At 62.9% G+C, this 11,879-nt stretch carries 9 protein-coding genes; 5 read left to right on the top strand and 4 right to left on the bottom strand.

Annotated features, from left to right (window positions below):
• Positions 1-6: 6 nt before the first annotated feature.
• Complete coding sequence (locus tag ACO07W_RS16740; protein WP_421844870.1) at positions 7-1,770, bottom strand: ABC transporter ATP-binding protein; 1,764 nt, start codon at positions 1,768-1,770, stop codon at positions 7-9.
• A gap of 173 nt (positions 1,771-1,943) precedes the next feature.
• Between ACO07W_RS16740 and ACO07W_RS16745 the strand changes: the two genes are divergently transcribed.
• Positions 1,944-2,510 (top strand): DUF3558 domain-containing protein, encoded by a 567-nt coding sequence (locus ACO07W_RS16745; protein ID WP_421844871.1) that lies wholly within the window; start codon positions 1,944-1,946, stop codon positions 2,508-2,510.
• Positions 2,507-3,088, top strand: coding sequence for a DUF3558 domain-containing protein (locus ACO07W_RS16750; protein WP_421844872.1), 582 nt, complete (start codon positions 2,507-2,509; stop codon positions 3,086-3,088). Before ACO07W_RS16745 ends, ACO07W_RS16750 begins: the two co-directional genes overlap by 4 nt.
• 45 nt (positions 3,089-3,133) lie before the next feature.
• Here the strand turns inward: ACO07W_RS16750 and ACO07W_RS16755 are convergent, their stop codons facing one another.
• Complete coding sequence (locus tag ACO07W_RS16755; protein WP_421844873.1) at positions 3,134-3,634, bottom strand: SixA phosphatase family protein; 501 nt, start codon at positions 3,632-3,634, stop codon at positions 3,134-3,136.
• A gap of 287 nt (positions 3,635-3,921) precedes the next feature.
• On the opposite strand from ACO07W_RS16755, the gene ACO07W_RS16760 reads away from it, so the two are divergent.
• From ACO07W_RS16760 to ACO07W_RS16770, 3 genes are read left to right on the top strand one after another with little or no spacing between them, the layout of a single operon-like run.
• Complete coding sequence (locus ACO07W_RS16760) at positions 3,922-5,082, top strand: metallophosphoesterase family protein (RefSeq protein ID WP_421844874.1); 1,161 nt, start codon at positions 3,922-3,924, stop codon at positions 5,080-5,082.
• Positions 5,079-7,709, top strand: a complete 2,631-nt coding sequence (locus tag ACO07W_RS16765; RefSeq protein ID WP_421844875.1) for an AAA family ATPase — start codon at positions 5,079-5,081, stop codon at positions 7,707-7,709. The genes ACO07W_RS16760 and ACO07W_RS16765 overlap by 4 nt, the downstream gene beginning before the upstream one ends.
• Before the next feature lie 46 nt (positions 7,710-7,755).
• Positions 7,756-9,342 carry a GMC family oxidoreductase gene (locus ACO07W_RS16770; protein ID WP_421844876.1) on the top strand — a complete coding sequence of 529 codons (1,587 nt, stop codon included), beginning with the start codon at positions 7,756-7,758 and terminating at the stop codon, positions 9,340-9,342.
• A 111-nt stretch (positions 9,343-9,453) separates the two neighbouring features.
• Here ACO07W_RS16770 and ACO07W_RS16775 read toward each other — a convergent pair whose 3' ends face one another.
• Together ACO07W_RS16775 and ACO07W_RS16780 are read right to left on the bottom strand one after the other, a co-directional pair.
• Complete coding sequence (locus tag ACO07W_RS16775) at positions 9,454-10,458, bottom strand: NAD-dependent epimerase/dehydratase family protein (RefSeq protein WP_421844877.1); 1,005 nt, start codon at positions 10,456-10,458, stop codon at positions 9,454-9,456.
• Positions 10,459-10,578: 120 nt separating this feature from the next.
• Complete coding sequence (locus ACO07W_RS16780; protein ID WP_421844878.1) at positions 10,579-11,679, bottom strand: NAD-dependent epimerase/dehydratase family protein; 1,101 nt, start codon at positions 11,677-11,679, stop codon at positions 10,579-10,581.
• Between the last annotated feature and the right edge of the window lie 200 nt (positions 11,680-11,879).

Consider the following 11,879-nt stretch of genomic DNA (forward strand, 5'->3'; position numbering starts at 1 on the left):
TGGCAGTCACTCGATGCCCCCGACTCCGGCAATTACAGACTGCGAGGCGGCGAATTCCGCATAGGTGGCGCAGTCGGTGAGCATCGATTCGTGGGTGCCCGCGCCGACGATCTTCCCGTCGTCGACGACGATCACCTGATCGGCTCGTGATGCAGTCGAAATACGTTGTGTGACAACGATAACTGTTGCTTCCTCGGCTGTCTCCTGCAGTGCTGCGCGCACCCGCGAGTCGGTGTGCACGTCGAGCGCAGACAAAGCGTCGTCGAACAGATAGATGGACGGGCGACGCACGACCGCACGGGCTATCGCCAGCCGTTGGCGCTGCCCACCGGAAAGGTTGATGCCGGCCTGTGCGATCTGCAGCCCAAGTCCGTCGCCGGCCGAGCTGGGTGCTCGCACGAATTCATCAGCAGCGGCTATCCGAAGCGCCTCCCACATCTGTTCGTCGGTGACTACTTGTCCGGGGACCGCGCCGTAGCGGAGGTTGTCCGCGACGGTGCCGGAGAAGAGGTAGCCGCGTTGGGGCACGAGGCCGATCGCCGACCAGAGTTGGTCGGTTCGGTAGTCACGGACGTCGACGCCGTCGACGAGTACGGCACCGTCGGTGACGTCGTACAGCCGGCAGATCAGGGACACGAGTGTCGACTTGCCGGAGCCGGTACTGCCGACGATTGCGGTGGTGGTGCCGGGCAGCGCGGTAAACGAGACATCTTGGAGCACTGGGCAGTCGGCGCCCGGATAGGTGAAGGTCACATTGCGCAGGCGTACCACGCCCTTGATTCCGTGCGGCGGGAATTTGGGGTTGGGTGGGTTGGTCACGCGCGCGGGAGTAGACAGTACTTCGGTGATACGTTCGGCGCATACCGACGCTCGTGGGAGCACCACCAGTGTCATAGTCGCCATCAACACCGCCATCATGATCTGAGCGAAATACGAGAGGAAGGCGATCAGCGAGCCGACCTGCATCTGACCTTGGTCAATGAGCAGCCCACCGAACCAGATCAACGCGACGCTGGACACGTTGATGGTCAGTGTGGTCACCGGCAACGTCAACGCCTGCCAGTAACCCGCGCGCAGCGCAGTCTTCGACAATGCGGAATTGGCCCGGTCGAATCTTTGCCGCTCAAAGTCTTCGCGTGTGAACGCGCGGACCACCCGCACGCCGGATAGCTGGTCGCGCATCACCCGATTGATGCCGTCGATCAGGCTCTGCATGCTGCGGAACAGCGGCAACATGTGCGACATGATCCAGTAGTTGATCACGGCCAGGACCGGCACGCTGATCATCAGCAACCACGTCAAGGCTGGCTCTTGGTGGACTGCCATGATGATTCCGCCGACACACATGATCGGTGCGGTGACTAATACGGTGCCTGATATTTGAACCAGGAACTGAATCTGGCGGACGTCGTTGGTGCTGCGGGTCAGCAGCGTTGCGGCGCCGAACTGGGCCCGCTCGCGTTCGGAGAAGGTGATGATGTGTTCGAACATTGCCGCGCGCAGGTCGCGGCCGAAACCCGTTCCCGTCCTCGACCCGAAGTAGATCGCCGCGACTGAACATAGGGCCTGCAGTCCAGTGACCCCAAGCATCGCCATGCCGAGCTGGACGATGGCGGTGGTGTCGCCTTTGGCGACGCCGTCGTCGATGATGGCAGCATTGAGTGTTGGAAGGTACAGGGAAGCCAGGGTGCTGATCATCTGCAACAACATCAGTGCCGCGACCAGCCGGCGGTACGGCCGGATGTACCGGCGCAGCACTGCCAAGAGCATGTGGCTACTGTCGCATACTGCCAGCGCACCGGGCGCCACCACCAACGGTTGGCTTGGCACCCGTAACGGGCCGCTACGCAGGTCTGAAATGCCTGATCAAGTGGCGTGCCGGTGGTTGAGCGGTAAAGCTGACGCTACAGTGCATGCTGTGACCAGCAGTAGGAGAGGTAGCGGTGCGGCCTGACGCGACGAAGCTAGCCCTGGCGGCTCGCGTGGTGATCGCCTTGGTGGCGTTGATCCCAGCGGTTGCGGGGTGCTCTGATTCCGGTGGTGACGACGACGCGGGCGCGACAGCATCGTCCACGCCGGGAAACGTGGGCCAGCACGGCCCCTTTTTCCCGCAATGCGGCGGCATTAGCGATCAAACGGTGGCCGAGCTGACCCGCATGACGGGCTTGGTCAACACGGCCAAGAATTCGGTGGGCTGCCAGTGGCTCGCGGGGGGCGGAATCCTTGGCCCGCATTTCTCCTTCTCCTGGTACCGCGGAAGTCCGATCGGGCGGGAACGCAAGACCGAGGAGCTGTCACGGTCGAGCGTCGAGGACATCAACATCGACGGTCACAGCGGTTTCATTGCACTCGGTGACGATCCCAGCTTGGGTGACTCGTTGTGTGAAGTCGGCATCCAGTTTCACGACGACTTCATCGAATGGTCGGTGAGCTTCAACCAGAAGCCGTTCCCCGATCCGTGCGACGTAGCTAAGGAACTGACCCGGCAATCGATTGCGAACTCGAAATGATCGGGCGGATGCGGCCTAGATCCCGGCATGGCAAAGCCGTCCCTGTTGGAGTTGCCACCGTGGTGGCACTAATTCTGCTTGTCGCTGTGACCGGTTGCTCGAAGTCGATCGGCGGCACTGCGGTCAAAGCGGGCGGTGCCGGTGTTCCGCGCAATAACAATTCCGAACAGCAGTACCCCAACCTGCTCAAGGAATGTGAGATCCTGACCGCAGATATCCTGGCCAAGACTGTGGGCGCCGATCCGCTTGACATCCAGAGCACGTTCGTCGGCGCGATCTGTCGGTGGCAGGCGGCCAATCCGGCCGGTCTGATCGACATCACTCGATTCTGGTTCGAACAAGGCAGTCTCACCAATGAGCGGCAGGTCGCAAAGGGATTGAACTATCAGATCGAGCCCCGGTCGATCCAGGGCGTCAACTCGATTGTGATGCGGCCAAACGATCCCAATGGCGCGTGCGGCGTTGCCAGCGACGCGGCTGGAGTGGTGGGTTGGTGGGTTAATCCGCAAGCGCCTGGCATCGACGCGTGTGGGCAAGCTATCAAGCTGATGGAGCTAACGCTGGCGACCAACTCATAACCATCGTTGCCGCCGAATGTCGTATCGGCAGGCCATTGCGGACTGCTAGCGAGGTATGTGGAAGTCGACTAGCGTGGCGCCGCCCGGTCCGAGGTCTTTCCAGCGTCCGGGGACGTGTAGCAGGGCGAGCCCCGATGTCGGGAACTTCTCCGAGATGCGTTGCACCGCGGCAGTGTTGGTGCCGCCGGCGAGGATGATTGCCACGCTGGATGTCGTCGGTTCGTGCCCGACGACCAGTAGCGTCCGGACGTTGTCAGCGACAGCGTTGACCTCGTTGATAACGGTGCCGGGCGCGGCTTCGTAGAGCCGCTCGGCGTAGCGCACGGGAGCTTCGATGCCGGTGCATGCGAGGGTCCGACGGGCGCGGACGGCCGACGAACACAGCACCGCGTCCACGGTGTCCAGGTTCGCTCGTAGCCAGTCGCCGGCCAACCCGGCTTCTCGGGTGCCGCGCGGTGCCAGAGGCCGGTCGTGGTCGGCGACGCCGGCCGGGTACGCCGACTTCGCATGCCGCATCAACACGAGATTGAGGTGCTGCTCATTCATCGAACTCACGGTAGCGAGTCGATGGGGATCCGTATTCAACCAGCCCGCTTAGCTCGGCTTGAATCTCGAACGCATGTTTGGGTGGCCGCCGACGTTGGTGTCGGCTAGTGGGTATCTGAAACCAAAATTATGCAGGTAACTTCAGTGACCACTGCCATTGCTCCTCGCTGGCCTCCGGCAGCTACCCGTGGCTTCGAGCCTAACCTGCCGAGCGAGGTCCCGGGACTTGTCGGTGTCCAGCCCTAAACTCGCGTTGCCTTGATAGTCACGTACTCGGGAGACACGGGATGAAATTCCTGCATACCGCCGATTGGCAGCTGGGCATGACGCGCCATTTTCTCGCCGGGGACGCCCAGCCGAGGTATTCGGCAGCACGTCGCGACGTGGTTTCCGGATTGGGGCGCGTGGCCGCTGAGACCGGTGCTGAGTTTGTTGTAGTGGCCGGCGACGTATTCGAACACAACCAGCTCACTCCTCGGGTGATCAGCCAGTCTTTGGAGGCCATGCGCGTCATCGGAGTTCCGGTGTATCTGCTTCCGGGAAATCACGATCCGCTGGACGCGTCGTCGGTCTATACCAGTGCGCTGTTCACCGCCGAATGTCCGGACAACGTCGTCGTGCTCGACAGTGCTGGCGTCTATGAGGTTAGGCCGGGTGTGGAGATTGTTGCCGCGCCATGGCGATCCAAGTCACCTACCACCGATCTGGTCGCCGAGGTCTTAGCCGAGCTCCCGGACGTGCCGCGGCGGCCGGTTACCCGGATTCTGGTCGCTCACGGCGGTGTCGACGTTCTGGACCCCGATCGCAGCAAATCGTCGCTGATCCGGCTTGGCGTGCTTGACGACGCGCTTGACCGCGGTGTGGTCCAGTATGTGGCGCTGGGTGACAAGCATTCGGTCACGCAGGTGGGTAACAGTTCTCGGGTGTGGTACTCGGGATCGCCGGAAGTCACCAACTTCGACGACGTCGAACCCGACCCCGGCCATGTGTTGATCGTTGACATTGGCGAAAGTGACACGCAGCGTCCCGTCACGGTCGACACGGTACGCGTCGGCCGCTGGCGGTTTGCCACCTTGCATTGTCAAGTCGATACCAGCAGGGACATCGCCGATCTAGATCTCAACCTGGATCTGATATCCGAGAAGGAGCGAACCGTGGTGCGGCTAGCACTGACCGGGTCTTTGACGGTCACCGACCGCGCCGCACTCGACGCCTGTCTGGACAAATATTCGCGATTATTCGCTTGGCTCGGCTTGTGGGAACGTCGCACCGATCTGGCGGTGATACCGGCTGACGGTGAGTTCACTGACCTGGGAATCGGGGGTTTTGCCGCCGCGGCCGTCGACGAGCTGGTGGCTACCGCGCGTGCCGGCGCAGCTGAGTCCGCTGTTGACGCCCAGGCGGCGCTGGCATTGCTGTTGCGGCTTGCGGATCAGGGTGCGGCATGAAATTGCACCGGCTGATCCTGGCCAACTACCGCGGTATCACGCACCGTGAGATCGAGTTCCCGGATCACGGCGTGGTGGTGGTGTGTGGCGCCAACGAGATTGGCAAGTCGTCCATGATCGAAGCGGTCGACTTGCTGTTGGAGTGCAAGGACCGGTCGACGAAGAAAGAAGTTAAGCGGGTCAAGCCGACGAACGCTGATGTCGGCTCCGAGGTCACCGCTGAGATCAGCAGCGGTCCTTATCATTTCGTGTACCGAAAGCGATTTCACAGGAAATGCGAGACCGAGTTGACGGTGCTCGCGCCACGCCGCGAACAGCTGACCGGCGATGAAGCCCACGAGCGGGTGCAAGCGATGCTGGCCGAGACAGTAGACACCGAGCTTTGGCATGCGCAGCGCGTGCTGCAGGCTGGGTCGACTGCTGCGGTGGATCTGTCCGGCTGTGACGCGCTGTCGCGCGCGCTCGATGTTGCGGCCGCGAACTCTGCCGGCGATGCGGCGCTGTCCGGAACCGAGCCGTTGCTCATCGAGCGGATCGAAACGGAGTATGCGCGCTACTTCACCCGGACCGGACGCCCCGCCGGCGAGTGGTCGGCCGCGATCTCCCGGCTGGCTGCGGCAGAGGCTGCGGTGACGGAGTGCGCTGAAGCCATCGCCCAGGTCGATGACCGAGTGCGCCGCCACGCCGATTTGACCGAACAGGTCGCCGAGCTGGCGCAGCAAAAGGTTGTCGAGGGCTCGCGACTGACTGCCGCGCAGACCGCTGCCGATCAGATCGCGGCACTCACGGCCGACGCGCGCGAAGCAAAGCTAGTCGCTGCCGCGGCGACCGCGACCAGTACCGCGTCGGCTGCCGCACGCACCGCGCGCATTTCGCTGATCGCTGAAATCGATACTCGCGCTCAAAGTGTCGCCGCGGTAGAGGTCCAGGCGCACGAAGCACTGGACGGCCAGGCGGCTGCGCGTGCGGATGCCGAAGCCGGTGATTTGGCGGCGGCGGACGCGGCCGGCATCCGGACTGCGGCTCAACGTCGTTTCGAGGCTGCCCGACGCATCCTTGACCAGCTCGCAGACCGTGAGGAGACAACCCGGTTAGCGACACGGCTGGCCAGGATCGAAGCAGTTGAGAATGACCGCAGCCAGGTTTGTGCAGAATTGTCCACGATCGTTGTCACTGAAGATGTTCTGCGGCGAATCGAGAATGCCGAAGTGGCGGTCGATCGAATCCGCGGGCAGCTAGCGTTGATTTCGGCAGCGGTGGAATTCACCGCAGCGGCCGACATCGAGCTTGCCACAAGTCGTGAACACGTGTTTTTGGCGGCGGGCCAAAGCTGGTCGATGACGGTCACCGATCCCACGGTTGTCGAGGTTCCCGGCGTGCTCACCACGCGTGTCACGCCGGGCGCGACTGCGCTAGACCTTCAGGCCAAGCATGTCGCCGCGCAGCAAGAACTAGCGGCTGCGCTCAAAGCTGGTGCGGTCGCTGACCTATCGACCGCACGGCGCGCGGACCGGCGGCGTCGCGAACTGGAGAGGAGCCGCGACCAGTTGACCGCGACCTTGGCTGGCCTGTGCGGTGATGAACAAGAGGACGAGCTGCGCTCACGGCTGACCCAGTTGCGCGCCGAGCGCGTGGGCCAGCCCGCTCTCTTCACGAACAGCAAAGCCGACGCGCGCGAAGAGCTGGAGGTCGCCGAGGCGGCTCTAAGGGTCGCGGAGCAAAAGTACGAGGCGCAGGTTCAATCCGCGGCGACCGCCGGACGCGGGCTCGCTGAGGCATCTACCCGCGCTACGGTTTTACAGAACGATGTATCAACTCAACGCGCGGAGTTCGACGCTGCCAAGACCCGTCTAGCCCGAGAGCGCGCGTTGGTCAGTGACGAAGACCTTGCGTGCTCAGCAGACGCCGATCTCTTGGCGGCGCAGTCCGCTGAGTGTCGAGTAGCTGAACTGGCTGAAGCGCTGGCCGGTGCGGCGCCCGCGGCGGTGGCCGCTGAGCTGGCCGCGGCTATCGAAGCAGCCGAGGCCGTGCGCGACCGCCATGATGCCGCGATCTGCGCTCTGCGTGAGGTCAGCGCTGAACTGTCGGTTTTAGGCAGTGAAGGGCGCAAAAGCAAGCTTGATATTGCCGAAACCGAGTGTGAGCACGCCGCTAGTCAGCACGGCCGGGTCGGCCAGCGAGCCCGCGCCGCACAGTTGCTGCGGTCGGTGATGGTGCGCCACCGTGATGCCACCCGACTGCGCTACGTTGAGCCCTACCGTGCGGAAGTGCAACGGCTTGGCCGCCCGGTGTTCGGACCCACATTCGAGGTCGACATTGATAGCGGCCTCCGTATCCGCAGCCGCACCCTCAACGACATCACCGTCGCTTACGAGTCCTTGTCGGGCGGCGCCAAAGAGCAACTCGGAATCCTGGCTCGGCTGGCCGGCGCGGCGCTGGTCGCCAAGGAAGACACCGTTCCGGTAGTTGTCGACGATGCGCTCGGGTTCACCGATCCAGGCCGACTCGCCAAGATGGGGGAGGTGTTCGACACAGTCGGGGCCCACGGGCAGGTGATCGTATTGACGTGTAACCCCGCCCGTTATGATGCGGTTAAGGACGCATACCGCATTGATCTGGCTGTTTAGCCCGCGGGAATTGTCTGGGGCGTCATACACTCAGCCCGGATGAGCAATGGATAATCACTGCGACTACGTGATAGTCGGAACCGGCTCTGCGGGAGCGGTCGTGGCCAATCGGCTCAGCGCTGATTCGGCTACTGAGGTGGTGGCGCTGGAAGCCGGGCCCGGTGACACAAACCGGTTCATCAGTATCCCGGCGGCCTTCCCCAAGCTGTACCGCAGCGAAGTCGACTGGGACTATCTGACCGAGCCGCAGCCAGAACTAGACGGTCGACAGATCTATTGGCCCCGAGGCAAAGTGCTTGGCGGCTCATCATCGATGAACGCGATGATGTGGGTACGCGGATTCGCAGCAGATTACGACCAGTGGGCGAAGCAAGCAGGCCCGCAGTGGTCCGCCGCTGAGGCGCTGGCGTGCTTTCGTCGCATCGAGAATGTTAGCGCCGCATGGCACTTTGTCAGCGGCGACGACAGCGGGGTGACCGGCCCGTTGCACATTTCCCGTCAGCGCAGTCCCCAGGATTTGACGGGAGCCTGGCTGACAGCGGCACGCGAGTGTGGATTTCCGGCCGCGCAACCGAACTCCGCCGCCCCAGAGGGTTTCTGCGAGGCCGTAGTCACCCAGCGCCGGGGTGCCCGGTGCAGCACCGCCGACGCCTATTTGAAACCGGCGATGAGTCGAAAGAACCTGGCTCTGCTCACCGAGGCAACCGCGACCCGGATCGTGTTCGACCGTGGCCGGGCGGTCGGTGTGGAATACCAGCGTTCAGGTCGGTCGTCGGTGGCCTACGCCCGGCGCGAGGTGGTGCTCTGCGGCGGTGCCATCAACAGCCCGCAACTGTTGATGCTCTCTGGCATCGGCGATCGCGAACACCTGGCCGAGCATGGCATTGATACCGTCTATCACGCGCCCGAAGTGGGACAGAACCTCGTCGATCACCTTGTCGCAATACTCGGCTTCGACGTCGCTGACGGCAGCTTGTTCGCAGCCGAAAAGCCGAAACAGCTAATCAACTATTTGCTGCGGCGTCGCGGCATGCTCACCTCCAATGTTGGTGAGGCATACGGATTTGTTCGTAGCCGGCCGGAGTTGGAGCTCCCCGACCTCGAGCTGATCTTTGCTCCCGCTCCGTTTTACGACGAGGCGCTTGCTGTGCCGGCGGGGCACGGCGTGGTGTTCGGACCGATCTTGGTTGCCCCGGAAAGTCGTGGACAAATCACGCTGCGGTCCGCAGACCCGCACGCGAAGCCAATCATCGAGCCGCGGTACCTGTCCGATTCCGGAGGCATAGACCGCGCCGCAATGATGGCGGGTCTTCGGATGTGCGCACAGATTGCCCAAGCTCCCGCGCTATGCGGCCGACTCGGGTCCATCGCTCGACCGCGCAACAGCACCGTGTTGAATGAGGCCACCCTAGAGCTAGCGCTCAACACCTGCTCGCAAACCCTGTATCACCCACTTGGCAGTTGCCGGATGGGCACTGACGAGCCGAGCGTGGTGGATCCGCAGCTTCGGGTGCGTGGCGTCGACGGGCTCCGTGTCGCGGATGCCTCGATAATGCCAGGCACGGTGCGTGGGCACACCCATGCCCCTTCGGTCCTGATCGGGGAGAAGGCCGCGGACATGATCCACGGCTGACCGCGGTCCAAAACGCTTGGTTTCGACGACAAGCATCGCCAACATGCTTCGCCGCTGACTCGTTTGTCGACGTTCGAGACGATCCACTTCCTGCCTCGAAAGCGTTGTTGCCTAGCGTGGGCTCCTGGTTGGGATTGAGCTCGTCATCCAGAACCGCGCCGCCTCACGGATTGACTCCTGGATCGGTCGTGGCTGCCAATTGAGGTCGCGGATGGCCTTGCGATTGTCGAGGTGCGCTTCAGCTTGCAGGAGGCGCACTGACGCGAGACTGTGTTCGTCGTCTTGGCCGGTCAGCCGCGCCCACAGGCTGCGCAGTGCGCCTATCAGGTAAAGCGTCGATACCGGCAGTGACCACCGGGGCGGCGGCACACCGGCTTCATCGGCCGCGACCAGGACGACCTCCCTCAACGGAATCATCCGTTCGGAGATGATGTAACGCTGCCCGTTTTGTCCGTGATCGGCAGCCAAAATCAATGCTTCAGCGGCATCAGCGATGCCAACGACTTCTTGCTGAATGTCGTCGATCATCACAGGAAGCTCGCCTCGGACGGCTTTGGCGATGATCGCGCCGTGCGGGGTAGCTCCCCAATCGCCGTCGCCGTAAGTTGTAGCGACGCACATAGCTACGGCCGGTAAACCTGTTTGCTCGACGTACCGCAACACCATGTCTTCGGCCTGGACTCTGGATTCGACGTAGGGGTTGAGCCGACGGCGGTCGATCAGGTGGGCTTCGGTGGCCACGCGGCCCCGCCGCCGGCCCACAGTCGCGTAGCTGCTGGTGAACACGAACCGGCGCAGGCTCGCTCCCGCAGCGACGTCAAGGACATTGCGCAGTCCCTCAACGTTGGTGCGGAACAGTGGAGCCGGGTCGCGCAGCCACGCGCGAGCATCGACCACGCAGTAATACACGTCATCGCAACCACTCATCGCTTCGCGGAGGGTCTCGGTATCGAAGATGTCGCCGTGGAATCGAGTGACATCTAGATCGTCAATGCTGCGGGTGTCAGCGGTCGGTCGGACCATGGCCCGCACTTCGGCACCCGCAGCGACGAGTTGACGTGTGACATGTGAACCTAAAAAGCCGTTGGCGCCGACAACCAATTTAGGTGTGCTCATTCTGATCTTGAATACTTTCGTGTCTGTACGTTGTCAAATCGCGAGTGGCGCGGGCCGGCGCCGGCAGTTGGGTTGATGGCGAACAAGATCAGACCGCGGCTTGTCTCCTCATGCGCGAAGTTACCCGGCACGGGGTGGCGCGGTGTCGGTTGGCCAGTTGGGCCCTGGTGACGCCGACGAGGGTGCGGTGCCTGCGATGCCCAGCCGCCCGGCTTTCTTAGCCGATAGATGGTCCGCTTCGACCAGCCAACGGATCGTGTCGCTGAAGGTCTCTTCGCTGGATCGGAAGCGTAGACCGGACTTCGTTAAGATTCGGCTCGAATCCGCGTGGGGCCATTGGGTGGTAATGGCCATGGATTCGGCGGAGATCTGCGTTTCAAACGGTACCAGCCGTTTGACGAGATCAACGGCTATACCGATCGCGCGCAATAGCTTCGGTGAGAGACGCAAGCCACGTATACGCCGCCCCAGCAGAGCTTCAAGGTGTCGAGGCAGCTCCGCCCACGGATAATAGTTTCCTCCGACGACGTAGCGCCCGTTCTCGAAATCGCCTACCAGCGGATGCTGCAGCAGCCAGCGGTGTATCTGTGCGAGATCGCGCACGTCAACACACTGGAAACCCGTCGTAGTGCGCAGCACCATCTGGCGGCCGACCCAGCTGAGAAGCACCTGATTGACAACGCTGAGTTTGGGATCGTCTGGCCCGATGACACCTGCCGGGTAGGTGATCTGCACCGGCACGCCCTGCTTCTGTAGCTCGCGCACGTACTCGTCGCTGTCGCGTTTTGAGCGCGAGTACGCATCGGTTACCTGTGTCAACGGCGTCGTTTCGTCGATGCGCGCTGCGCCCGGATGGAACAGCGCGGTAACGCTGGAGACATACAGTAGGTTCCGGATGCCCAGCGCGCGTGCGGAGCCGAGCACCGCCTTGGTCGCGCCGACATTGTTGAGGTAGATTTCGCCGGCTCTACGCGGGTCGAGAGACACTGCCGCTGCGGCGTGGAACACGGCATCACAGCCAGCCATCGCGTGCTTGACCGCGGCCTGGTCGCAGATGTCGACGGTGACGAAACGTTCGATACGGTGCCCGCGAGCCGCAAACCACCGCTGCGCCGCCTTTTCATCGCGCACGAGCAACCGAAGCTCGTGCCCCGCGTCGAGGAGCGCCAGCGCGGTGTGCGCACCAACAAAACCGGTCGCCCCGGTGACGAAAACCTTCATACGTACGAGTCCCCTAAAGAGTTTTGTCTATCGAACCGAACAATTGAGCGGTACCAGTGCGCGACGAGCTGCGGACATCAGCGAAAGCGTCGGTCCCGCAAGGTGTTACCCGAAAATTCGTAGCGCGGGAAAGCCCCGCATCTTTAGTGCGGGGATGGAGCGCATCAATTTTGTTTCCGGGGTGGCCACTGCCTGGGGTC

Source organism: Mycobacterium sp. (genome assembly GCF_965230835.1).
GTDB lineage: Bacteria > Actinomycetota > Actinomycetes > Mycobacteriales > Mycobacteriaceae > Mycobacterium.

Excerpts from the sequence above, each read along its gene's own strand:
- ACO07W_RS16750 (WP_421844872.1), top strand. The coding sequence starts at position 2,507 with ATGATCGGGCGGATGCGGCCTAGATCCCGGCATGGCAAAGCCGTCCCT.
- ACO07W_RS16760 (WP_421844874.1), top strand. The coding sequence starts at position 3,922 with ATGAAATTCCTGCATACCGCCGATTGGCAGCTGGGCATGACGCGCCAT.
- ACO07W_RS16775 (WP_421844877.1), bottom strand. The coding sequence starts at position 10,458 with ATGAGCACACCTAAATTGGTTGTCGGCGCCAACGGCTTTTTAGGTTCA.
- ACO07W_RS16755 (WP_421844873.1), bottom strand. The coding sequence starts at position 3,634 with ATGAATGAGCAGCACCTCAATCTCGTGTTGATGCGGCATGCGAAGTCG.
- ACO07W_RS16780 (WP_421844878.1), bottom strand. The coding sequence starts at position 11,679 with ATGAAGGTTTTCGTCACCGGGGCGACCGGTTTTGTTGGTGCGCACACC.
- ACO07W_RS16740 (WP_421844870.1), bottom strand. The coding sequence starts at position 1,770 with ATGCTCTTGGCAGTGCTGCGCCGGTACATCCGGCCGTACCGCCGGCTG.
- ACO07W_RS16770 (WP_421844876.1), top strand. The coding sequence starts at position 7,756 with ATGGATAATCACTGCGACTACGTGATAGTCGGAACCGGCTCTGCGGGA.
- ACO07W_RS16765 (WP_421844875.1), top strand. The coding sequence starts at position 5,079 with ATGAAATTGCACCGGCTGATCCTGGCCAACTACCGCGGTATCACGCAC.